Consider the following 21,498-nt stretch of genomic DNA (forward strand, 5'->3'; position numbering starts at 1 on the left):
CAGCACCGCCAGACGACAAGCTGCCGCAGCGAAGCATCAGGAGTTTCCCCGTGTCCGAGGTAAAGATCAGCGCCGAGCCCCGCACCGAGTTCGGCAAAGGTGGTGCCCGCCGTACCCGCCGGGCCGGCAAGGTGCCCGCCGTGCTGTACGGCCATGGCGAGAAGCCCAAGCACATCGCGCTGCCGGCCCGCGAGTTCGCGGCGGCCATCCGTAACGGTGGTGCCAACCAGCTGTTGGCGCTGGACATCAGCGACGGCACGCAGGCGCTGGCGCTGCCGAAGGCGATCCAGCGGAACCCGATCAAGGACACCTTCGAGCACGTCGACCTGCTGCTGGTGCGTCGCGGCGAGAAGGTCACCGTGGACGTGCCGGTCCAGCTCACGGGTGAGGCCGCGCGCGACACGCTGATCGTGCACGACCACGACACCCTCTCGGTGACTGCGGACGCGACAAAGGTGCCGGATCACCTGGAGGCTTCGATCGAGGGCGCCGAGCCGGGTTCCCAGGTCACCGCCGCTGACGTGTCGTTGCCGGCGGGTGTGGAGCTGGTCGCCGACCCGGAGCTGACGATCGCCACGGTCACCGCCGCGCCGACCGCCGAGCAGCTGGAGTCGACGCTGCCCGAGGTCGAGGAGGCCACCGAGGAGGCCGAGGCCGAGGTCGGCGAGGTCACCGAGGGTGCTGCCGAGGCGCCGTCCGCCGAGGGTGAGGCGGGCACCGAGGCTCGTACCGAGGCCTGACAGTCTCTCAGTTTGCGACAGGCGTCCCCGGGTTCTGCGGGGGCGCCTGTCGGCGTATCGGATGATCGGCGGCGTGGGCGGTGGTTGGCCGCCGGTGAGGGCGGGAGGGGCGGGCGGTGACGGACGAGACCGGGCCGTGGCTCGTGGTCGGCCTGGGTAACCCGGGTCGGGAGTACGCGGGCAACCGGCACAACGTCGGGTTCATGGTCGCCGACCTGCTGGCTGGTCGGCTGGGTGGGAAGTTCGGCCGGCACCGGCGGGCGGTGGCGGAGGTCGCGGAGGGGCGGCTGGGGTTGGGCGGGCCCAAGTTGCTGCTGGCCAAGCCACTGACCTACATGAATCTTTCCGGTGGGCCGGTGGCCAGTCTGGCGCAGTTCTACAAGGTGCCGCCGGGACGGGTCATCGCGGTGCACGATGAGCTGGACATCGGTTACGGCCAGGTGCGGGTCAAGTGCGGCGGTGGTGAGGGTGGGCACAACGGTCTGCGGTCGATGTCGAAGTCGTTGGGCACGAAGGATTACGTGCGGGTGCGGTTCGGGATCGGTCGACCGCCGGGGCGGCAGGATCCGGCGGACTATGTGCTGTCGGATTTCGGCACGGCGGAACGCAAGGAGTTGGACTTCCTGGTGGACCGGGCTGCGGACGTGGTCGAATCCGTGGTCAGCCGGGGTGTGGAGCCGACTCAGAACCTCTACCACGGGGTCTAGCGCGGGCGCCGGGGTGCCCGCTCGGGGTCGGCCTGGGGGCCACGGGGGTGTCGACACACGTGTCGGGGGCGGACCGCGGCGGTTGGGTTCGTCGGTGGCCCGGTAGTGTGCGGGTTCGGCGGTCGGGCGAGGCCGGCCGCTCGGCGTACGCGGATCGTGGCGACGGGAGCGGAAGCATGAGCGGTCCACCGATGATCGACGGGGCGTTCGCGCGGTGGCTGGCGGATCGTGCCGGGCAGGCGCTACTGGGCCTGCGGGCGGAGATGGGGTTCGCCGATGCCGGCGCGTTGAAGTCGGCGGGGGACAAGGTCTCGCACGACCTGATCCGCACCGAGTTGGCGAGGTGGCGCCCGGGTGACGCGGTGCTCTCCGAGGAGGACGAGGGTTCCCGACTGGCGTGGGCGGCCGAGGTGAACACCGGTGCCGTTTCGCGGTTGACCGCCGATCGGGTGTGGATCATCGACCCGTTGGACGGTACGCGGGAGTTCAGCGAGGAGGGGCGCGCGGACTGGGCGGTGCACGTGGCGCTCTGGGCGCGTAACGCGACCACCTCGCACGGTCTGGTCGCCGGTGCGGTCGGGCTGCCGGCCCAGCATCGGGTGCTGGGTACGGACCTGCCGCCGGCCTATCCGCCGATGACACCTGAGGCGGCCACGGCGGGCGGTGCGGGGCGGTTGCGGTTGGCGGCGAGTCGCAGTCGGCCGCCGGTGTTCCTGACCGATCTCGCGGAGGAGGTCGGGGCGCAGTTGGTGCCGATGGGCTCGGCCGGGGCGAAGATCGCCGCGGTGGTGACCGGTGAGGTGGATGCGTACATCCATGCCGGCGGGCAGTACGAGTGGGACTCGGCGGCGCCGGTCGCTGTGGCGACGGCCACCGGACTGCACGCTTCCCGGATCGATGGTTCTGCGCTGAAATACAACGAGGCGGATCCGCGCCTGCCGGACCTGTTGGTGTGCCGTAAGGATCTCGCCAGCCGGTTACTTGCGGCGTTGCATCGGCATTGCGGGTAGCCTGTCGCTACTTCCTGACATCCCCGACCGGAAAGGTCTGGAAAGCGGATGACCGAGCGAATCGAGCCCGTGTCATGACCAGTGCTGCGTACCAGGTCACCCATCTCGACGCGCTTGAGGCGGAGAGCATCTTCGTGATGCGCGAGGTGGTCGCCGAGTTGGAGCGGCCGGTGCTGCTCTTCTCCGGTGGCAAGGACTCGATCGTCATGCTCCGGCTGGCGCAGAAGGCGTTCGCGCCGGGTCACATTCCGTTCCCGGTGATGCACGTCGACACGGGTCACAACTTCCCGGAGGTGCTCGACTACCGCGACCGGCGGGTGGCCGAGCTGGGCCTGCAACTGGTGGTGGCCAGCGTGCCGGAGGCTCTGGCCAGTGGCCTGGTCCGCGAGTCCGCAGACGGGACGCGAAACCGGATCCAGACGCCGGTGCTGCTGGAGGCGGTGGAGAAGCACCGTTTCAACGCCCTCTTCGGCGGGGCTCGCCGGGATGAGGAGAAGGCCCGGGCGAAGGAGCGGATGTTCAGCTTCCGGGACGAGTTCGGCCAGTGGGATCCGAAGAACCAGCGGCCGGAGCTGTGGGCGCTCTACAACGGGCGGCATCATCCGGGCGAGTCGATCCGGGTGTTCCCGCTGTCCAACTGGACGGAGTTGGACGTGTGGCACTACATCGCCCGCGAGCGGATCGAGTTGCCGTCGATCTACTACGCGCACGAGCGTGAGGTGGTCGAGCGCGACGGGATGCTCTACGCGGTGAACGAGTTCCTGCCGGCGCGGGCCGGTGAGGATCGGTTCAAGGCCCGGGTGCGGTATCGCACGGTGGGTGACGCCTCCTGCACGGCGGCGGTGCGCTCGGACGCGGACACGGTCGAGAAGGTCATCGAGGAGGTCGCCGCGACCCGGATCACCGAGCGTGGCGCGACCCGGGGTGACGACCGAGTCAGCGAGGCCGCGATGGAGGACCGCAAGCGGGAGGGCTACTTCTGATGAGCACCGAGACTCTGGACGCCGCTCACGTGGCCGAGGGTCGGCCGATGGATCTGTTGCGTTTCGCCACGGCCGGGAGCGTGGACGACGGCAAGTCGACCTTGATCGGTCGGCTGCTCTACGACACGAAGTCGCTGTTCACCGACCAGTTGGCGGCGGTCGAGGCGGTCAGCGCGGCCCGGGGCGACGAGTACACCAACCTGGCGCTGCTCACCGACGGGCTGCGGGCGGAGCGGGAGCAGGGCATCACGATCGACGTGGCGTACCGCTACTTCGCCACGCCCCGGCGCAAGTTCATCATCGCCGACACCCCCGGGCACATCCAGTACACCCGGAACATGGTCACCGGGGCCTCCACGGCCGACCTGGCGCTGATCCTGGTGGATGCCCGCAAGGGGCTGGTCGAGCAGTCCCGCCGGCATGCGTTCCTCTGCTCGTTGTTGCGGGTGCCGCACCTGGTGCTCTGCGTCAACAAGATGGATCTGGTCGACTTCTCGCAGGAGGTCTTCGAGCGGATCGCCGACGAGTTCACCGCGTTCGCCGCGAAGCTGGACGTGCCGGATCTGACGGTGGTGCCGATCTCCGCTCTGCGGGGTGACAACATCGTCAGCCGCTCGGAGAACATGCCCTGGTACGAAGGCCCGGCGTTGCTGCATCACCTGGAGCGGGTGCACATCGCCAGCGACCGCAACCTGGTGGATGTCCGCTTCCCGGTGCAGTACGTGATCCGCCCTCAGTCGACCACCGTGACCGACTATCGGGGCTATGCCGGCCAGGTGGCCTCGGGGGTGCTCAAGCCGGGTGACGAGGTGATGGTGCTGCCTTCGGGCTTCACCAGCCGGATCTCCGCGGTGGAGACCGCCGACGGGCCGGTCGCGGAGGCGTTCCCGCCGATGTCGGTGACGGTACGCCTGGAAAACGAGATCGACATCTCGCGCGGCGACATGATCTGCCGGCCGAACAACGCGCCGGCGGTGGCGCAGGACATCGAGGCGATGGTCTGCTGGATGGACGAGACGCGTCCGTTGCAGGTCGGCGGCAAGTACTCGATCAAACACACGACCCGCGCGGCGCGTGCCATCGTGCGGGACCTGCACTACCGCCTCGACATCAACAGCCTGCACCGCGACGAGTCGGCCAACGAGTTGCGGCTCAACGAGATCGGTCGGGTTCGCCTGCGGACCACCATCCCGCTGCTGGCCGACGAGTACCGCCGTAACCGCACCACCGGCGGGTTCATCATCATCGACGAGGCCACCAACCGTACCGTCGGCGCCGGCATGATCGTCGAAACCCCCTGACCTCCACCGTGACTCCCTAGTTGACCAAGAAGTTCTGGTCGGGATCCAGCGCGATCCCGACCAAAAACTTCTTGATCAACCCTGGGCTGCCCGTGCGGCCTAGCGAGGGGTGGGGGTCGGGGTTAGGCCAGGCGGGTGGCGCCGGGGGCGGGGGTGGCGGTAATGACGGTGGGCGTGGTGAAGGACCGGGCGGTGTAGGCGGCGGTGACGGCGGCGCCGACCCGGTCGGTCCGGCCCGCCTCGACCAGGGCCAGCACGCAGCCGCCGAAGCCGCCCCCGGTCATCCGGGCGCCCAGCGCCCCGGCGGTCAGCGCGGCCTCGACCGCGACGTCCACCTCGGGGACGGTGATGGCGAAGTCGTCCCGCATGGAGGTGTGCGAGGCGGTGAGCAGCGGCCCGATCTGCCGGACCTGCCCGTCGCGAAGCAGCGCCACGGTGTCGAGTACCCGTTGATTCTCGGTGACCACGTGGCGGACCCGGCGGCGGGTCTCGTCGTCGGGAAGCCGGGCGAGCGCGTCGTCGAGGTCGGCGGGCGGCACGTCACGCAGGGCGGGTACGTCGAGCAGCGCGGCCGCCTTCTCGCAGCTGGCGCGGCGGGCCGCGTACTCGCCGTCGGCGTGCCGGTGAGGGGCTCGACTGTCGATCACCAGGACGGCGAGGCCGGCGTCGTCGAGGTCGAATGGGATGTGTTCCACCTGCTGGGTGCGGCAGTCGAGGAAGAGGGCGTGTCCGGCGCGGCAGCGGATCACCGCCGACTGGTCCATGATGCCGGTGGGCGCGCCGACGTACTGGTTCTCGGCGCGCTGGGCCAGCCGGGGCTGCTGTTCGGGCGGTAGCGCCAACCCGCCCAGGTCGACCAGCGCGGCGAGCACGGCGGCCTCCAGCGCGGCGGAGGAGGAGAGCCCGGCGCCGAGCGGCACGTCCGAGGCGACGGCCAGCCGGGCACCGGGGACGGGGTGTCCCGCCTCCCGCAGCGCCCACACCACGCCGGCCACGTACGCCGCCCAACCGGTCACCCGCCCGGGGCGGGTCACCTCGTCGGTGCCGAAGCTGACCGTCTCACCGGTCAGCTCGGAGCAGACCGTCCAGCTGCCGGCCGGCTGCGGTGTCGCCGCGACGACGGTGCACAGCGGAAGGGCGAACGGCAGCACGAATCCGTCGTTGTAGTCGGTGTGTTCGCCGATCAGGTTGACTCGGCCGGGAGCCGCCCAGCGGCCGGCGGGCGTCTGGCCGTACGCGTGCCGGAAGCAGGCGGTGGCGCGGTCGGCCACCGCGTCGGGGTGGTTGGTCACCGGCGGTCCAGGACTTGCGCACGGTAGAAGGCCCACGCGTCGGTGACCATGTCGTGCAGGGTGGGTTTGCGGGGCTCCCAGCCCAGTTCGGCGCGGGCCAGGGCGGAGGAGGCGACCAGTTCGGCCGGATCGCCCTCGCGGCGGGGTGCCACCTCGACCGGCACCGGGTGCCCGGTGACCTCGCGGACGACCTCGACCACCTGCCGGTTGGTGAAACCGTTGCCGTTGCCGAGGTTGTAGATGCGGTGTTGTCCGGTGGTGGCCGCGTCCAGGGCGAGCAGGTGGGCCCGGGCCAGGTCGGCGACGTGGATGTAGTCGCGGACGCAGGTGCCGTCGACGGTGGGGTAGTCGTCACCGAACAGTTGCAGCTTGTCCCGCCGGTCGGCGGCCACCTCCAGCGCGATCGGAATGAGGTGGGTCTCCGGGTCGTGCCGTTCGCCGAGGACGACGTCACCGTCCAGGTGCGCACCGGCGACGTTGAAGTAGCGCAGCGATACGGCGGCCAGGCCGTGCCCGATCGACTCGGCGGTGAGCATCATGTCGGCGGCGAGCTTCGTCGCCCCGTACGTGTTGGTGGGTGCCTTGACGGCGGTCTCCGGAATGGGCAGCTCGGTGGGATTGCCGTAGACGGCGGCGGTGGACGAGAACACCAGCCGCGGTACGCCGGCGGCCCGCACCGCGTCGATCAGCGCCAGGGTGCCGACGGTGTTGACGTGCCAGTACCGCTCGGGGGCGACCATCGACTCACCGGCGGCGATCAGCGCGGCGAAGTGCAGCACGCCGTCGAACTTGGCCTGCGGGGTGAGCACCGCGGCCGCGTCGTGGATGCCGGCCTCGACGTGGGTGGCGTCGGGGGCGAGCGCGGCCCGGTGGCCGGTGCGCAGGTCGTCCAGCACGACCACCTCGTGCCCGGCGTCGAGCAGCATCCGGGTCACCACGCTGCCGATGAAGCCGGCCCCGCCGGTGACGAGCAGTTTCACGTCGGTTCCTCCCGCCTGGCCGGCATGGTAGCGGCCTCGTGGTGGTCACCCTACGGCCCGGGGCTGGCTACCATCAGTCCCATGCGGGCCTCGCGTCGGCGCGTACCCCGACGGCGTGGCCACGACCTGCACCGCCGTCAGCCGGGACCGGTGGCCCGGGCGGTCGCCCGGGTCGTGGTCCGGGCCGCCGACGGTGCCCTGCGGCTCGTCACCGACCTGCTCGGCGCCGGCCCGACCGCTGGCCGGGAACGGATCAGTGAGGCGGAACTGCGGGATCTGGTCGCCGCCAACACGGTCCTGGATCCGGTGGAGCGGCGCATCATCGACGACGTGCTGGTGGCCGGCGCGAGCCTGGTACGCGAGGTGATGATGCCCCGCACCGAGGTGGTGTTCCTCTCCACGGCCCTGACGATCGCCGAGGCGGAGCCACTGGTGCGGGCCGGCCCGCACACCCGCTATCCGGTGGTGGACGGCACCCATGACGACGTGGTCGGTGTGGTGCACCTGCGGGACCTGCTGCTCGGCCCGGACCGGGCGCCGGGCACCACTGTCGGTCAACTGGCCCGCGAGGTGAAGCGGCTGCCGGCCAGCAAACGGGTGCTCGCCGCGTTGACCGAGATGCGACGGGAGGGGCATCACCTGGCGGTGGTGGTCGACGAGTACGGCGGCACCGCCGGCATCGTCACCTGCGAGGACCTGATCGAGGAACTGGTCGGCGAGATCCATGACGAGTACGCGGACGTCCCGGAGCCCGCGTACACCGGGCTGCCGGCGGTGGTGGACGGTCGGCTCAATCTCGCCGACTTCGCCGAACGCACAGGGGTGGCCCTGCCGACGGGGCCGTACGAGACGGTCGGCGGGTTCGTGATGGCCGCGCTGGGACGGCTGCCGGCGCCGGGTGACGAGATACCGGTCCCCGCCGAATCGGCGCAGCCGCCGGCCGGCGGCTGGCTGCTGCGGGTGCTGACCCTGGAGGGTCGACGGGTGGCCCGGCTGGCGGTCACCGTCGCGCGCCTGCCCGAACAGCGGCGCGAGGTGGTCTCGGCCGCCGACCGGGCACGACCCGCCGGCCCGCCATGACGTACGTCGGGTCAGCTGACAGAATTGCCGGCATGTCCGACGTTCCCGTCCGCCCCCGCGTCTTCTCCGGCATCCAGCCGACCGCCGACTCGTTCCATCTCGGCAACTACCTCGGCGCGGTGCGGCACTGGGTGGCGTTGCAGGAGTCGCACGACGCGTTCTACTGCGTGGTCGACCTGCACGCCATCACCGCCGGGCACGATCCCAAGGTGCTGCACCAGCGTTCCCGGGTGGCCGCCGCGCAGCTGCTCGCGGTCGGCCTGGATCCGGAACGCTGCATCCTGTTCGTGCAGTCCCAGGTGCCCGAGCACGCCCAGCTGGCGTGGGTGCTCGGCTGTCTCACCGGGTTCGGCGAGGCCAGCCGGATGACCCAGTTCAAGGACAAGTCGCAGAAGCAGGGCAACGAGCGGTCCAGCGTCGGCCTGTTCACCTACCCGATCCTGCAGGCCGCCGACATCCTGCTCTACCAGGCCAACGCCGTGCCGGTGGGTGAGGACCAGCGCCAGCACCTGGAGCTTTCCCGGGACCTGGCCCAGCGGTTCAACTCGCTGTTCGGCCGGACCTTCACGGTTCCGGCGCCGCACATTGTCAAGGCCACCGCGAAGATCACCGATTTGCAGGACCCGACCGCCAAGATGTCGAAGTCGTCCTCGTCGCCGGGCGGCATCGTCGACCTGCTCGAGGACCCGGCGCGGTCGGCGAAGAAGATCCGGTCGGCGGTCACCGACACCGGCCGGGAGATCGTCTTCGACGAGGTCACCAAGCCGGGCATCGCCAACCTGCTCACCATCTTCTCGGCGTTGAGCGGTCGGGGCATCGACGACCTGGTCGCGGCGTACGACGGTAAGGGCTACGGGGACCTGAAGAAGGACCTCGCCGAGGTGGTCCGGGAGTTCGTCAGCCCCATCCAGCAGCGCACCCGCGCGTATCTCGACGATCCCGCCCAGTTGGACAAGCTCCTCGCCGCCGGCGCGGAGAAGGCCCGCGCGGTGGCGGCGCCGACGCTGCGGACCGCGTACGAGCGGGTGGGTTTCTTCCCACCGGTACGCGGCGAGTGACCGCCCGAGCGGGGACGGCGGCGCGGGCAGGGGTCGATGGCCGGAGGGATGGCGTGCAGCGTGGAGCAGGGGACCGGAGCGCCTGCGGTCGGTGACAGCGTCCAGATCGGCATCGCGGTCGACATTCCGGAGCCGTGGGGCAGTCTGCTGACCCGGCGTCGGCTGGAGGCCGGTGACCCGAACGCGGTGCCGGCCCACGTCACCCTGCTCGGGCCGACCGAGATCCCGGTGGCCGCGTTGCCGGCCGTGGAGCGGCACCTCGCCCGGGTCGCCGCCGCCCACCTGCCGTTCAGCCTGCACCTGCGCGGCACCGGCACCTTCCGGCCGGTGACCCAGGTGGTCTTCGTCGCGGTCGCCGCCGGCATCAGCGAGTGCGAACTGCTCGCCGCCGCGATCAACGCCGCCCCGCAGCTACGCCGGGAGCTTCGGTTTCCCTACCATCCGCATGTGACGGTCGCCCAGGACGTCGCGCCGGAGGCGTTGGACCAGGCGTACGAGGACCTGGCGGACTTCTCCGCGATGTTCGAGGTGGACCACTTCACGCTCTTCTCGCACAGCGGACAGGCGCGCTGGCAGCCACGCCGGGACTTCCGACTGGGCGGCTGAGCGTCCCGGCCGGCACGTCGGGTACCTCTGACACGGCGACGACGGATCGGTGAGGATGACGACGTGAACGTTCTGGGTCGGGTCGAGGCGGCCGTCGACAACCGGCTGACCGCCGCGCGTCGCCGCTCCCCGGCCTTCGGCCACCTGTGGCGTGCCGGGGTGCTCTACACCGACCTCCAGGGCGGCCGGCTGGCCGCCGCGATCGCCTACTACGGCTTCTTCGCGGTCTTCGCGCTGGCCCTGGTCGCGTACGCGATCTTCGGCGCGATACTGGAGGACAACTACGAGGTGAGCGCGGCGGCGGAGGAGTTCCTCGGCGAGAACCTGCCGTTCCTCGATCCGGCCCAGGTCGCCGACAGCAGCGGCACCGCCGGGGTGGTCGGTCTGTTGATCCTGGTGTTGACCGGGATCGGCTGGGTGGAGGCGATCCGTTCCTCGCAGCGGCTGATCCACGGGCTCAACCAGCACCCGGGCAACCTGGTCGTGCGCCGCCTGGTCGACCTGGGTGTGCTGCTGGTCGTCTTCGTGCTGCTCGGCCTCTCGGTGGCGGCCGTGGACGCGTTGGAGACGCTGCTGCGGTTCCTGCTGCGCAGCACCGGCTCGTTTGCGCTCACCACGGTCAGTGCGCTGCTCAGCGTGCTGGTCAACGCGGTACTGGCCACGCTGCTGCTGGTCGCGGTCCCTCGGGTGCGGATGAGCCGGTCCCGGCTGCGGCCCGTGGTGCTGATCGTCGCGGTCGGCATCACCCTGCTCAACACCGTCGGCCGGTTCTGGGTGGGCCGGGTAGAACACAACCCCGCGTACACGGTGGTGGCCACCGCCGTCGGGCTGCTGGTCTATCTCTACCTGCTCAATCAGCTGGTGCTCTTCGGCGCCGCGCTGGCGGCGACGAGCCGGCGCGGGCGGACGGTGGACCTGGCCGGTCGACGTCCGCCGGTCGACCTTGACGTGGACACCGATCCCGGCACACCCGGCGGGGCGGGCTGAGCCGCTGATCCGGCCGGCTGAACGTTCCGCCGAACCCACCCCCACCTGCCCGGACACCGACGATGATGGGGATTGTGGGGGCACTCGTGACGTTGGACCTGCCGGCCGACTCGCCGATGCTGGAGCTGCCGTGGATCATCACGTTCGGTCCGCTCAGTGACGCCGACGAGTGGGAGCCGGTGGTGTGCGGCCCGTACGAGCGCCCGCACGCGCTGGCGTTGGCCGAGGCGGTGGTCGCCGAGGAGCAGCTGATGGCGGTGGTGGAACCGCTGGTGCCGGCGGTGTCGATGGAGCAGATCCGGGGCGAGATCGCCGCCGCGCAACTTGCCGCGCAGGACGAGGTGGCGCGGGTGGACCAGGCCGACCTCTACGGCGACTACGAGGACACCATCGACCAGGAGGAGTTGGAGGCGGCCGAGCACGACCGGGCCGCCGGCCCGCTGCCGGCGCCGGACGTGGCGGAACTGCGTGCCGGGTTCGCCCGGATCGCGGCCCAGCTCACCAGCGGCTGAACCGGTCGACCGGTGGCCGAGACACAGGTGCCGGTGCCCCGGGGGGGATCGCCCCGAGGACACCGGCACCGTCGCACCCCCCACCACAAGGGGTCGTGCCCAGCCGCCCGGCGGCGCGGAGCACGCCGGACGGCCGAGTCGATGGCGGCTACCCGTTGGAGCGCCGCTCGAACCAGACCGCCGCGTCGACCGGCAGCAGGTGGCCGCCGTCGCGTTCGGTGAGTGTCGCGCTGGCGACGAGCGGCGTGCCGTATCCGTCGATCACCGCCGCCGCGTCGCTGATGTTGACCACGCAGGTCAGCGCGGTGTCGCCGGCCCGGCGCTGGAAGGCGAGCAAGCCGGGGCCGGTCTCCAGCCAGGTGATGCCGTCGAGGCCGGCCAGAGCCGGGTGGGTGTGACGGATCCGCAGCGCCGCGCGGTACAGCTCCAGCGTGGCAGTGGGGTCGCCGGTCTGCGCGGCCACCGAGAGGGCACGCCAGGTCGTCGGGGCTGGTAGCCAGCTCAGTTCGCTGCCGGCGGGCCCGAAGCCGTACGGCGCCAGTTCGCCGCTCCACGGGATCGGCACCCGGCAGCCGTCCCGGCTCTCGCCGGTGCGCAGGAAGGCCGGATCCTGACGAAGCTCGTCGGGCAGGTCGAGTACCTCGGGCAGGCCCAGTTCCTCACCCTGGTAGAGGTAGGCGCAGCCGGGCAGGGCGAGCATCAGCAGCGCGGCGGCCCGGGCCCGCCGCAGCCCGATCTCGCCGTCGCCGTAGCGGGTGACGTGCCGCTGCCGGTCGTGGTTGGACAGCACCCAGGTGGTCGGGGCGCCGACGACCGTCGACTCGGCCAGCGCCGTGTCGATCACTTTGCGGAACGAGTCGGCCGACCAGGTGGCGTCGAGGAAGTCGAAACTGAAAGCCTGGTGCAGTTCGTCCGGGCCGATGTAGCGGGCCAGCCGCTGCGGCGTCTCGGCCCACGCCTCGGCGACGGCCATCCGGCCGCCCGGGTAGCTGTCCAGGATGGGCCGCCAGGCGCGGTAGATGTCGTGCACCTCGTCCTGGTCGAAGTAGGGTAGGCGGCCCTTGCCGAGCAGCTCGGACTGGCGTCGGCCGGTGGTCATCGAGTTGAAACCGACGTCCGGCAGCCCGTCGGCCTTGATCATGCCGTGGGCCACGTCGATCCGGAATCCGTCGACCCCACGGTCCAGCCAGAAGCGGAGGATGTCCTCGAACTCGGTGCGTACCTCGGGGTGCCGCCAGTTGAGGTCGGGTTGGGCGGGGTCGAACAGGTGCAGATACCACTGGCCGTCGGGGACCCGGGTCCAGGCCGGGCCGCCGAAGATGCTCTCCCAGTCGTTGGGGGGCTGCGCACCACCGTCGCCCTTGCCGTCGGCGAAGAGGTAGCGCGCTCGTTCCGGTGAGCCGGGGGCGGCGGCCAGCGCCGCCGTGAACCAGGGGTGCTGGTCGGAGGTGTGGTTGGGCACGATGTCGACGATGATCCGCAGGCCGAGCGCGTGGGCGTCGGTGATCATCGCTTCGAAGTCGGCGAGGTTGCCGAACATCGGGTCGACGTCGCGGTAGTCGGCGACGTCGTAGCCGCCGTCGACCATGGGTGAGGTGTAGAAGGGGGTCAGCCAGAGCGCGTCCACCCCCAGCTCGCGCAGGTAGGGCAGGCGTTCGCGGATGCCCTGGAGGTCACCGATGCCGTCGCCGTCGGAGTCGGCGAAGCTGCGGACGTAGACCTGGTAGACGACGGCGGATCGCCACCAGTCGGCGTCGGAGGTCAGCGGCGAGGGGGTGCTGACGGTCATCGGGTGTTCCCCGTTCTGTGGCGCGGGACGGCGGCCACCCGGCGTTGGGTGAGGTGGGGACGCACGGGTGTCTGAGAAGAATGCCGCGCCGACTCTGCAAGAGTCAAGCAAATCTTGCGCAAGAAGGCCGGTGATGCTCCTGCTGCGGGCTACGTCACGCCGGCCGGGCCGGTCAGGCCGGAACCGCGAACGCGGGCGGCGCCGGCCGCTGCCGGCCCGGGCCGCTCGGCGTGGCATCCTGCCGGGCCACGGCGGTGGACCCACGCACCACCAGCTCCGGCCGGAACAGGTACTCCGAGTGCGGGGCGCCGTGTCCGTTGATTTCGTCGACCAGTGCCCGTACCGCGGCGACCGCCATCGCGGCCACCGGCTGCCGCATGGTGGTCAGCGGCGGATCGGTGAAGGCCATCAGCGGCGAGTCGTCGTAGCCGACCACCGAGAGTTCCTCCGGCACGGACATGCCCCGCTGCCGGGCGGCCCTTATGGCACCGAGCGCCATCAGGTCGGAGCCGCAGACGATGCCGGTGGCGCCGCGCTCGATCAACCGGCCGGCCGCCGCCTCCCCGCCCTCGACGCCGAACAACGACAGCTCGGTCAGCTCGGCCAGCTCGTCGTCGTCGACACCGGCGAGGCGTTCCATCGCCGCCTTGTAGCCGCCGACCTTGCGCTGGACCGGCACGAACCGGTCCGGCCCGGTGATCAGGCCGATCCGCCGGTGGCCCAGCGCCACCAGGTGGGCCACGGCCAGCTCGGCGGCCTCCCGGTCGTCACAGGAGACGAAGGGCGCCGGGATGCCAGGCGCGTAGCCGTTGATCATCACGATCGGCAGCGGACGGGCGAGCAGGGTCCGGTACCGGTCGTGGTCGGCGGCGGTGTCGGCGTGCAGGCCGGAGACGAAGACGATCCCGGAGACCTGCCGGTCCAGCAGCATCTCGACGTACTCGTCCTCGCGTACCCCGCCGGGGGTCTGGGTGCACAGCACCGGGGTGTAGCCGGTGGGGGCCAGGGCCGACTCGATGATCTGGGCGAACGCGGGGAAGATCGGATTGTCCAGCTCCGGGACCACCAGGCCGACGAGTCCGGCGCTGCGCTTGCGCAGCCGGGCGGGGCGCTCGTACCCGAGCACGTCGAGGGCGGTCAGGACGGCCTGCCGAGTCTCGGGTGCCACGCCGGGGCGGTCGTTGAGCACCCGCGACACCGTGGCCTCGCTGACGTCGGCCTGCTGGGCGATGTCGGACAGGCGAGCGCGCATGGCGGCACTGTAGCTCACCGCCAAGTTCTTGCGCATTAGCCAGCAAGAACTTGCAGGATCGAGCAGCGGGCTTCGGGAGCGTGCCCACGAACCCGGTTCAGGCCGGCCGTGAGGGGCACGATGGGTGGGGGGACGGTGTGCGCTAGGTGACCGCCGTTGGGAGTTCGGTCACCGCAGATGGGCACAAAATGCCCAGAGAGCGACACTTGTCGGCCGGTGAAGTTGCGGATGGGGCACGGTTGTTGCAGGGGTGTTCGCAAGGGGTTTCTAGTTACGAAAGTTCTTGCTACTGTCCCCGCCGTTACCCGGCAGGCAATCTAGGAGCGAACATGCGCCGCACAGCCAGGGGAATCGCCGTACTCGCCGCTGCCACTCTCGCCCTTTCCGTCGCCGCATGCGGCGGGGAGGACGACAAGGCGGCCGGGGAGCAGCCGGCGGTCGACCCCGCTTCCCTCACCGCAGAACTGACCTGGTGGGACACCTCGGATCCGAAGAACGAGGGCCCGGCGTTCCAGGAGCTGATCGCCAAGTTCAACCAGACCTACCCGAACGTGAAGATCAACTACCAGTCGGTCCCGTTCGGTGAGGCGCAGAACAAGTTCAAGACCGCCGCCCAGGCCAAGACCGGCGCCCCGGACATCCTGCGGGCCGAGGTCGCCTGGGTGCCCGAGTTCGCTTCGCTGGGCTACCTGTACGCGCTGGACGGCTCCGAGCTGCTCGCCGACGAGTCCGACTTCCTGGAGACCCCGCTCGCCTCCAACAAGTTCGACGGCAAGACCTACGGCGTTCCCCAGGTCACCGACAGCCTGGCGCTGATGTACAACAAGGAGCTGCTGAGCGAGGCCGGCATCAGTGCGCCCCCGAAGACCTGGGCCGAGCTGAAGACCGCGGCGCAGACCATCAAGGAGAAGACCGACGCCGAGGGTGTCTACATCAACCCGGCCGGCTACTTCCTGCTGCCCTTCATGTACGGCGAGGGCGGCGACCTGGTCGACACCGCGAACAAGAAGATCGTCATCAACTCGGAGCAGAACGCGGCCGGACTGGCGATCGCCAAGGACCTCATCGACAGCGGTGCGGCCGCCAAGCCGTCCGCCAACGACGCCTACGGCACCATGATGACCCTCTTCAAGGAGAAGAAGGTCGCCATGATCATCAACGGCCCGTGGGAGGTCAACAACGTCCAGCAGGCGCCGGGCTTCGGCGGCCTGGAGAACCTGGGCATCGCACCGGTACCGGGCGGCTCGGTCAAGGCCGGTGGCCCGGTCGGCGGCCACAACTACGTGATCTGGTCGGGCATGCCGCAGGAGAAGGTCGACGCCGCCGTCGCGTTCGTCAAGTTCATGAGCTCTGCCGAGTCGCAGGCGTTCCTCTCGGAGAAGCTGGGCCTGCTGCCGACCCGTACCTCGGCGTACGACCTCGACGCGGTCAAGGACAACGCGACCGTGGCCGCGTTCCAGCCGGTCGTGGAGGCCGGGGTGGGCCGTCCCTGGATTCCCGAGGCCGGTCAGTTCTTCGGCCCGCTCGACCAGATGGCCACCGAGGTTCTGATCCAGAACAAGGACCCGAAGGCCGCGTTGGACACCGTCGCCGACAAGTACAAGGCCGAGGTCGTCCCCTCCTACGAGAAGTGATCTCACCGCCGGCTCCCCGCCGGTGACCACTCGGCACCCGGCAGGGTCGCGTGACCGTCCCCGGTCGCGTGGCCCTGCCGGACCTCCCCTCATGGAGCGCAGCTGATGACCACCGTGACAGCCGATCCGGCGCCTCCCGCGGCGCCGTCCGGCCGATCCGCTCGTCCCTCCCGGCTGCGCCGCAGCTGGGAGAAGCACTGGTACGCCTGGGCGATGGTGCTGCCCGTCGTCATCGTCCTGGCGGTTCTGATCTTCTACCCGCTGTTCCGCGGGATCTGGCTGTCCTTCACCAACCTGAACGAGGCCAATCAGGTCGCCGAGATCTGCACCAAGTCGATCACCGGAAGCGAGGTCTGCGCCGACAACCCGAACAAGTGGGAGTTCGTCGGGCTGGACAACTACGTCCGGGTGCTCACCGGCGAGGTGGGCGAGTTCTGGCAGTGGACCGGCACCACGCTGATCTGGACCTTCGTCTGCGTGGCCTTCCATTTCGGTCTCGGCCTCGGCCTGGCCACCATGCTCAACCGCCCGATGCGGTTCCGTGGTCTCTACCGGGTGCTGCTCGTGCTGCCCTGGGCGGTGCCGGCCTTCGTCAGCGCGTTCGCCTGGAAGTTCATCTTCAACGAGCGTTTCGGCCTGGCCAACGCCCTGCTCTCCGCGGTCGGCATCGACCCGGTTTCCTGGTTCGCCGACCGGTGGACGGCGCTGCTCACCGCCATCGTCACAAACATCTGGCTCGGCGTGCCGTTCATGATGGTGGCGCTGCTCGGCGGCATGCAGACCATCCCGTCGGAGCTGTATGAGGCGGCCGAGATCGACGGTGCCTCCGCCTGGCAGCGGTTCAAGAACATCACCCTGCCCGGCCTGCGGCCGGTCAGCATGACCGTGATCCTGCTCGGCACCATCTGGACGTTCAACATGTTCCCGATCATCTTCCTGGTGACCGAGGGACAGCCGGCCGGGCAGAGCGAGATCCTGGTGACCGGCGCCTACCGGGCCGCCTTCGAGGGCATCCGTAACTACTCGCTGGCCTCGACCTACGGCGTACTGATCCTGTCCATCCTGCTGGTGTTCTCGGTGTTCTACCGGCGGGCGCTGCGCAAGCAAGGCGAGGTGTGGTGATGAGTCGGGTGAGACGGCCCGGACGCGGCGGGCGCAGCCCGGCCCGTTCCGTCCTGCTGCACGGCGCCCTGGTCCTGGCCTCGTTGATCGCGATCGGCCCGATAGTCTGGGTGCTGCTCTCCTCGCTGAAGCCCGGGTACGCGATCCAGAGCAGCGAGCTGACTCTCTTCCGGGACACCACCCTGGCCAACTACAGCTACGTGTTGACCGAGACGAACTTTCCCAGATGGTTCCTGAACTCGGTGGTCGTCGCGGCCTTCACCATGGGCATCGGCATCTTCCTGTCGGCCACCACCGGGTACGCCGTGTCCCGGTTCAACTTCCCGGGCCGTCGGCCGCTGATGATGGTCTTCCTGGTCACCCAGATGTTTCCGGTGGCCATCCTGATCGTGCCGATTTACACGATCATGGCCCGGTTGGGGCTGATCAACACGATGCCCGCGCTGATCATCGCGTACCTGACCATCGCGGTGCCGTTCTGCGCCTGGATGTTGAAGGGCTACTTCGACTCCATCCCGACCTCGCTGGACGAGGCGGCGGCGCTGGACGGGTGCGGCCCGTTCGCCACGTTCTGGCGGGTGGTGCTGCCACTGGCCCGTCCGGCCGTGGCGGTCACCGCGTTCTACACCTTCCTCACCGCGTGGGGTGAGGTGGCGTACGCGTCGGCGTTCATCCAGACCGACAACAAGTTCACCCTCGCGTACGGGCTCCAGCAGTTCGTGCCGCAGTTCAATCCGCAGTGGGAGTACCTGACCGCCGCGGCCGTGCTGGTCACCCTGCCGGCCGGACTGGTCTTCTTCTTCGCCCAGAAGCACCTGGTCTCCGGCCTGACCGCCGGCGGCACGAAGGGCTGATCGGTTGGAGTGCGGGTGGGCGCAGTCAGCTGCGCCCACCCGGCGCCGACGCTGGTGGTCAGCGCCGCCGGCCGAACAGGACGCGCACGCCGGAGAGGTAGGTCGCCACGTCCGGGCCGCCGGTGATGATGCGTTGCAGGAACCAGCCCGGCAACAGGCCGAACAGGGCCGCGGCCACGGCCGCCGGGTCGGCGTCGGCGGGTAGCTCGCCAGCTTCCTGGGCCCTTGCGACCAGCACCTCGAAGTAACCGCGAAGTTTGGTGTACCTGGTCGCCGCGAACTCACCAAGCGCCGGGTCCCGTTGGGCCTCGCCCCACACCTGGATCGCGATCCGCAGCACTCCGTCGTCGCCGGCCTGGTCCGCCATGTATGCCAGCGCGTACTCCAGCGCCTTGTCCAGCGGCAGCGGCGGATCCTGCCGGGCCAACTCGTCGAGGACCTGTTCGGCACCGCCGATGGTCTCCTCGGCGATGGCGCTGATCAGGGACGCCTTGCTCGGGAAGTAGCGGTAGACCGCGCCGACCGAGAGCCCTGCCTCGGCGATCACGTCCTGCATCGTCGTGCGGTGGAAGCCCTCACGCAGGAAGCAGCGGCGAGCCGCGTCGACGATCTGGCGGCGGCGGGCGGCGAGGTGTTCCTCCGAGACACGTGGCACGGGTTACATCTTAGAACGAGCGTTCGTTCTTGACAGGAATCGATGACCGGGAGGAGCCTGGATCCTATAAAGAACGAGCATTCGTTTTGGGAGAGTGAAACGATGTCGACCAGGAACCGGTCACCCCTGCTGCTCGCCGTCCTCGTCGCCGCCCTCGCGGTCACCGGGCAGGCGCTGCTCGTACCCCTGTTCGCGGCTCCGGCGACGAACCTGGCCCCGCGCGACCTGCCGGTCGCCGTCGCCGGCCCGGCACCCGCCGTGGCCGAGACGGCCGGGCGGCTCGCCGCCGCGCGTCCCGGCGCCTTCGCGGTGACCACGCTGCCCGACGCGGAAGCGGCAGACCGGGCGTTGCGCGACCGGGAGGTCTACGGCGCGTTCGTGCTCGGGGCCGACGGGGTCGCCCTGCACACCGCGTCGGCCGCCAGTCCCACGGTTGCCGCCATGCTCGCCGAGGCGGCCAGCCAGTTGGGCGGAGGACGGCCGGTGGCCGTCGTCGACGTGGTGCCGACCACCTCCGACGATCCTCGGGGGGCCGGGTTCGCCGCCGGCTTCCTGCCCCTGGCGATGACGAGCCTGCTCGCCGGTGCGTTGCTCGTCCTGCTGGTCGCCGGTGGCTGGGCCCGGCTGGTCGGGCTGACTGCGACCGGGGTACTGGCGGGTCTGGTGGGCGTGCTGGTCCTGCACGGCTGGCTGGGCGTCATCGCCGGGGATCGGCTCGCCGAAGGCGCCGCCATCGGCCTGTTCGCGCTGGCCGCGTCGGCCATCGTGGCCGGCCTCGGCGCTCTCCTCGGACGGCCCGGCATCGGGCTGGGCGCGCTGCTGGTCTTCCTGGTCGGCAACCCGCTCTCCGCGGTCGGCGCCGCGCCGGAACTGCTGCCGCAGCCGTGGGGCGCGTTCGGCCAGTGGTTACCGGTGGGTGCCGGCGGCACGCTGCTGCGCTCGGTCGCGTTCTTCGACGGCGCCGGCGCTGGTCGCCCGATCGCCGTGCTGGCCGGCTACGCGGTGGTCGGGCTCGCGCTGGTGCTGGTGGCCTCCCGGATCCGCCGAGATGCCTCTACTACGATCGGTCGTTGATAGGGCAGGATGGGTCGGGTGGAAGCACTTCGACTCATCCTCCTCTACGTCCATCTGATCGGCTTCGCGTTGCTGCTCGGCGGCGCGATCGCCCAATATCTCACTGGCAAGATCCGGATCAACGCCGCCATGCTGTGGGGTTCGGTGATCCAGCTGCTGACCGGCATCGGCCTGAGCGCGCCGCTGCGCGACGGCGACGAGCCGGCACCCGCGAAGCTTGTGACAAAGCTGGTGCTCGCCCTGTTGATCTTCGTAATGGTCTTCTTCTCCCGCAAGCGGTCCGAGGTCAACCGGGGGCACTTCCTCGCCATCGTGGGATTGACCCTGGTCAACGCGGCCGTGGCGGTCTTCTGGCGATAGCCGGCGACCACCGGCCCTACCGGGAAAAAGGGGCTTTTCCGGAGCGAGAGCGCCCGCCTGCCGGCACCCTGAGTGATGTGCCCCACCCAAGCATTACGTAGGGGTAACAGGGCTCCAACAGTCCTGCACGATTGTCGGTCGGCAGGTGGGCGCGGGCGTACGCTCTGCTCCCGTAACGTGGGACGCCGGCGGCAAGGCGCAGGCCGGCTCAAGGGCTGCCACCGCGTACCCCGCGGTGTGCAATGGGAAGGAGACGTCTTGCGCTCGGTGCGTGGGATGCGGATCGCCTCGATCATCGCGGCGGGTGGGCTCGTACTGAGCGCCGCCGCTTGTGGCGAGGCCCCGGATGAGGACAACAACGCCGGCTCCGGCGGCGAGGCGTACACCGCCTGTATGGTCACCGACGTCGGCGGCATCGACGACAAGTCGTTCAACGCCTCCGCCTGGAAGGGCCTGGAGGACGCCAAGGCGGAGAACGACAACATCGACATCAAGTACGTCGCTTCCAAGGCCGAGGCGGACTACGAGCCGAACCTCACCCAGTACGTCAACCAGGACTGCGACTTCATCCTGGCGGTTGGTGGCCTGATGGGCGAGGCCACCAAGAAGATCGCCGAGGCGAACCCGGACCAGCAGTTCGGCATCGTCGACGCCGACCCTGGGGTGGCAAATGTCTACCCGATGCAGTTCGACACCGCCCAGGCTGCCTTCCTGGGCGGCTACGTCGCCGCCGGCATGAGCGAAAGCGGCAAGGTGGGCACCTACGGCGGTCTGAAGATCCCGCCGGTGACCATCTTCATGGACGGCTACGCCGACGGGGTCGCCTACTACAACGAGGCCAAGGGCAAGGACGTCCAGGTTCTCGGGTGGAACAAGGAGACCCAGAACGGCTCCTTCACCAACGACTTCGTCAAGCAGGACGAGGGCAAGAAGGTCAGCGACGCGCTTGTCGCTCAGGGCGCGGACATCATCATGCCGGTGGCCGGCGGCGCCGGCCTCGGCACCACCGGTGCGGCCCAGGCCTCGGGTGGCAAGTACAACACCATCTGGGTGGACGTCGACGGCTGCGAGAGCACCCCGAACTGCCCGGCGATCATCACCACCGTGGTGAAGAACATCCCGGGCGCGGTCAAGGAGGCCGTGCTCAAGGCCGCCGGTGGCGAGCAGCTCCAGGCGGACCCGGGCTTCATCGGCACCCTGGCCAACGACGGCGTCTCGATCGCCCCGTACCACGAGTTCGACAGCAAGGTCCCGGCCGAGCTGAAGGCCGAGGTCGACAAGCTCAAGGCGGACATCGCCGCCGGCACCGTCAAGGTCGAGTCGGCCGCCCAGCCGAAGTGACCCGTCGCCGGCCGCCCCCGGTGAGACGATCACCGGAGGCGGCCGGCGAGCAGAGCCACACCTGATCCGGCCGCTGCGGCGCGGGGAGACCCGCCGTGCCGCAGCGGCCGATCCGCGCCACCGGTCCGGCCGACGCCGGGCCCGCCCGCCAGCAGCTACGC

At 70.1% G+C, this 21,498-nt stretch carries 21 protein-coding genes; 16 read left to right on the top strand and 5 right to left on the bottom strand.

The features are described 5' to 3' along the window. The first annotated feature begins 50 nt into the window (after positions 1-50). The 5 genes from O7601_RS10280 (at position 51) to cysN (ending at position 4,741) form a co-directional block, all read left to right on the top strand. Entirely contained in the window at positions 51-740 is a 690-nt protein-coding gene (locus O7601_RS10280) for a 50S ribosomal protein L25/general stress protein Ctc (protein WP_281565945.1), read from the top strand. Positions 741-856: 116 nt separating this feature from the next. Continuing rightward, positions 857-1,447, top strand: a complete 591-nt coding sequence (gene pth, locus O7601_RS10285; protein WP_281565946.1) for an aminoacyl-tRNA hydrolase — start codon at positions 857-859, stop codon at positions 1,445-1,447. 176 nt (positions 1,448-1,623) lie between these two features. Continuing rightward, positions 1,624-2,457 (top strand): inositol monophosphatase family protein, encoded by an 834-nt coding sequence (locus O7601_RS10290; RefSeq protein ID WP_210937689.1) that lies wholly within the window; start codon positions 1,624-1,626, stop codon positions 2,455-2,457. 74 nt (positions 2,458-2,531) lie between these two features. Continuing rightward, positions 2,532-3,440: a sulfate adenylyltransferase subunit CysD gene (gene cysD, locus O7601_RS10295; protein WP_281565947.1), complete on the top strand. Its 909-nt coding sequence runs from the start codon at positions 2,532-2,534 to the stop codon at positions 3,438-3,440. Next, the gene (gene cysN / locus O7601_RS10300) at positions 3,440-4,741 is read left to right on the top strand and encodes a sulfate adenylyltransferase subunit CysN (RefSeq protein WP_281565948.1); all 1,302 of its coding nucleotides are present in this window, start codon (positions 3,440-3,442) and stop codon (positions 4,739-4,741) included. Before cysD ends, cysN begins: the two co-directional genes overlap by 1 nt. A gap of 122 nt (positions 4,742-4,863) precedes the next feature. Here cysN and galK read toward each other — a convergent pair whose 3' ends face one another. Continuing rightward, the gene (gene galK / locus O7601_RS10305) at positions 4,864-6,033 is read right to left on the bottom strand and encodes a galactokinase (RefSeq protein WP_281565949.1); all 1,170 of its coding nucleotides are present in this window, start codon (positions 6,031-6,033) and stop codon (positions 4,864-4,866) included. Beyond that, positions 6,030-7,013, bottom strand: a complete 984-nt coding sequence (galE, locus tag O7601_RS10310) for a UDP-glucose 4-epimerase GalE (RefSeq protein ID WP_281565950.1) — start codon at positions 7,011-7,013, stop codon at positions 6,030-6,032. Before galE ends, galK begins: the two co-directional genes overlap by 4 nt. Before the next feature lie 81 nt (positions 7,014-7,094). On the opposite strand from galE, the gene O7601_RS10315 reads away from it, so the two are divergent. The 5 genes from O7601_RS10315 to O7601_RS10335 all read left to right on the top strand — a co-directional run bounded on the left by O7601_RS10315 (position 7,095) and on the right by O7601_RS10335 (position 11,256). Further along, a complete protein-coding gene (locus O7601_RS10315; protein ID WP_281565951.1) occupies positions 7,095-8,093 on the top strand; it encodes a hemolysin family protein in 999 nt (332 codons plus the stop codon). A 32-nt stretch (positions 8,094-8,125) separates the two neighbouring features. After that, a complete protein-coding gene (gene trpS / locus O7601_RS10320) occupies positions 8,126-9,151 on the top strand; it encodes a tryptophan--tRNA ligase (RefSeq protein WP_281565952.1) in 1,026 nt (341 codons plus the stop codon). Positions 9,152-9,187: 36 nt separating this feature from the next. Beyond that, positions 9,188-9,757 carry a 2'-5' RNA ligase family protein gene (locus O7601_RS10325; protein WP_281565953.1) on the top strand — a complete coding sequence of 190 codons (570 nt, stop codon included), beginning with the start codon at positions 9,188-9,190 and terminating at the stop codon, positions 9,755-9,757. Positions 9,758-9,820: 63 nt separating this feature from the next. Further along, positions 9,821-10,744 carry a YhjD/YihY/BrkB family envelope integrity protein gene (locus tag O7601_RS10330; RefSeq protein WP_281565954.1) on the top strand — a complete coding sequence of 308 codons (924 nt, stop codon included), beginning with the start codon at positions 9,821-9,823 and terminating at the stop codon, positions 10,742-10,744. A 74-nt stretch (positions 10,745-10,818) separates the two neighbouring features. Next, positions 10,819-11,256 carry a hypothetical protein gene (locus O7601_RS10335; protein ID WP_281565955.1) on the top strand — a complete coding sequence of 146 codons (438 nt, stop codon included), beginning with the start codon at positions 10,819-10,821 and terminating at the stop codon, positions 11,254-11,256. A gap of 148 nt (positions 11,257-11,404) precedes the next feature. Here O7601_RS10335 and O7601_RS10340 read toward each other — a convergent pair whose 3' ends face one another. Then, positions 11,405-13,045: a glycoside hydrolase family 13 protein gene (locus tag O7601_RS10340; RefSeq protein WP_281565956.1), complete on the bottom strand. Its 1,641-nt coding sequence runs from the start codon at positions 13,043-13,045 to the stop codon at positions 11,405-11,407. A gap of 172 nt (positions 13,046-13,217) precedes the next feature. After that, entirely contained in the window at positions 13,218-14,297 is a 1,080-nt protein-coding gene (locus O7601_RS10345) for a LacI family DNA-binding transcriptional regulator (RefSeq protein WP_281565957.1), read from the bottom strand. Between the two features lie 329 nt (positions 14,298-14,626). On the opposite strand from O7601_RS10345, the gene O7601_RS10350 reads away from it, so the two are divergent. From O7601_RS10350 to O7601_RS10360, 3 genes are all read left to right on the top strand, one after another. Further along, a complete protein-coding gene (locus tag O7601_RS10350) occupies positions 14,627-15,931 on the top strand; it encodes an extracellular solute-binding protein (RefSeq protein ID WP_281565958.1) in 1,305 nt (434 codons plus the stop codon). Between the two features lie 105 nt (positions 15,932-16,036). Beyond that, positions 16,037-17,053, top strand: a complete 1,017-nt coding sequence (locus O7601_RS10355; RefSeq protein ID WP_281565959.1) for a sugar ABC transporter permease — start codon at positions 16,037-16,039, stop codon at positions 17,051-17,053. Further along, entirely contained in the window at positions 17,053-17,907 is an 855-nt protein-coding gene (locus O7601_RS10360; protein WP_348650245.1) for a sugar ABC transporter permease, read from the top strand. Before O7601_RS10355 ends, O7601_RS10360 begins: the two co-directional genes overlap by 1 nt. A gap of 58 nt (positions 17,908-17,965) precedes the next feature. Here the strand turns inward: O7601_RS10360 and O7601_RS10365 are convergent, their stop codons facing one another. Next, a complete protein-coding gene (locus tag O7601_RS10365; RefSeq protein WP_281565960.1) occupies positions 17,966-18,562 on the bottom strand; it encodes a TetR/AcrR family transcriptional regulator in 597 nt (198 codons plus the stop codon). Between the two features lie 102 nt (positions 18,563-18,664). Here O7601_RS10365 and O7601_RS10370 point away from each other — a divergent pair, with 102 nt between their 5' ends. The 3 genes from O7601_RS10370 to O7601_RS10380 all read left to right on the top strand — a co-directional run bounded on the left by O7601_RS10370 (position 18,665) and on the right by O7601_RS10380 (position 21,337). Then, complete coding sequence (locus O7601_RS10370) at positions 18,665-19,636, top strand: hypothetical protein (protein WP_281565961.1); 972 nt, start codon at positions 18,665-18,667, stop codon at positions 19,634-19,636. A gap of 18 nt (positions 19,637-19,654) precedes the next feature. Then, positions 19,655-19,996, top strand: a complete 342-nt coding sequence (locus O7601_RS10375) for a hypothetical protein (RefSeq protein ID WP_281565962.1) — start codon at positions 19,655-19,657, stop codon at positions 19,994-19,996. A 276-nt stretch (positions 19,997-20,272) separates the two neighbouring features. Then, the gene (locus tag O7601_RS10380; protein WP_281566869.1) at positions 20,273-21,337 is read left to right on the top strand and encodes a BMP family ABC transporter substrate-binding protein; all 1,065 of its coding nucleotides are present in this window, start codon (positions 20,273-20,275) and stop codon (positions 21,335-21,337) included. Positions 21,338-21,498: the final 161 nt, after the last annotated feature.

This window comes from Verrucosispora sp. WMMD573 (assembly GCF_027497175.1).
Classification (GTDB): Bacteria; Actinomycetota; Actinomycetes; order Mycobacteriales; family Micromonosporaceae; genus Micromonospora.

What these genes read in the sequence shown, in the direction of transcription:
- O7601_RS10290 (WP_210937689.1), top strand. Translation starts at nt 1,624, where the DNA reads ATGAGCGGTCCACCGATGATCGACGGGGCGTTCGCGCGGTGGCTGGCG.
- cysD (WP_281565947.1), top strand. Translation starts at nt 2,532, where the DNA reads ATGACCAGTGCTGCGTACCAGGTCACCCATCTCGACGCGCTTGAGGCG.
- cysN (WP_281565948.1), top strand. Translation starts at nt 3,440, where the DNA reads ATGAGCACCGAGACTCTGGACGCCGCTCACGTGGCCGAGGGTCGGCCG.
- O7601_RS10315 (WP_281565951.1), top strand. Translation starts at nt 7,095, where the DNA reads ATGCGGGCCTCGCGTCGGCGCGTACCCCGACGGCGTGGCCACGACCTG.
- trpS (WP_281565952.1), top strand. Translation starts at nt 8,126, where the DNA reads ATGTCCGACGTTCCCGTCCGCCCCCGCGTCTTCTCCGGCATCCAGCCG.
- O7601_RS10325 (WP_281565953.1), top strand. Translation starts at nt 9,188, where the DNA reads ATGGCCGGAGGGATGGCGTGCAGCGTGGAGCAGGGGACCGGAGCGCCT.
- O7601_RS10340 (WP_281565956.1), bottom strand. Translation starts at nt 13,045, where the DNA reads ATGACCGTCAGCACCCCCTCGCCGCTGACCTCCGACGCCGACTGGTGG.
- O7601_RS10345 (WP_281565957.1), bottom strand. Translation starts at nt 14,297, where the DNA reads ATGCGCGCTCGCCTGTCCGACATCGCCCAGCAGGCCGACGTCAGCGAG.
- O7601_RS10350 (WP_281565958.1), top strand. Translation starts at nt 14,627, where the DNA reads ATGCGCCGCACAGCCAGGGGAATCGCCGTACTCGCCGCTGCCACTCTC.
- O7601_RS10355 (WP_281565959.1), top strand. Translation starts at nt 16,037, where the DNA reads ATGACCACCGTGACAGCCGATCCGGCGCCTCCCGCGGCGCCGTCCGGC.
- O7601_RS10360 (WP_348650245.1), top strand. Translation starts at nt 17,053, where the DNA reads ATGAGTCGGGTGAGACGGCCCGGACGCGGCGGGCGCAGCCCGGCCCGT.
- O7601_RS10370 (WP_281565961.1), top strand. Translation starts at nt 18,665, where the DNA reads ATGTCGACCAGGAACCGGTCACCCCTGCTGCTCGCCGTCCTCGTCGCC.
- O7601_RS10380 (WP_281566869.1), top strand. Translation starts at nt 20,273, where the DNA reads ATGCGGATCGCCTCGATCATCGCGGCGGGTGGGCTCGTACTGAGCGCC.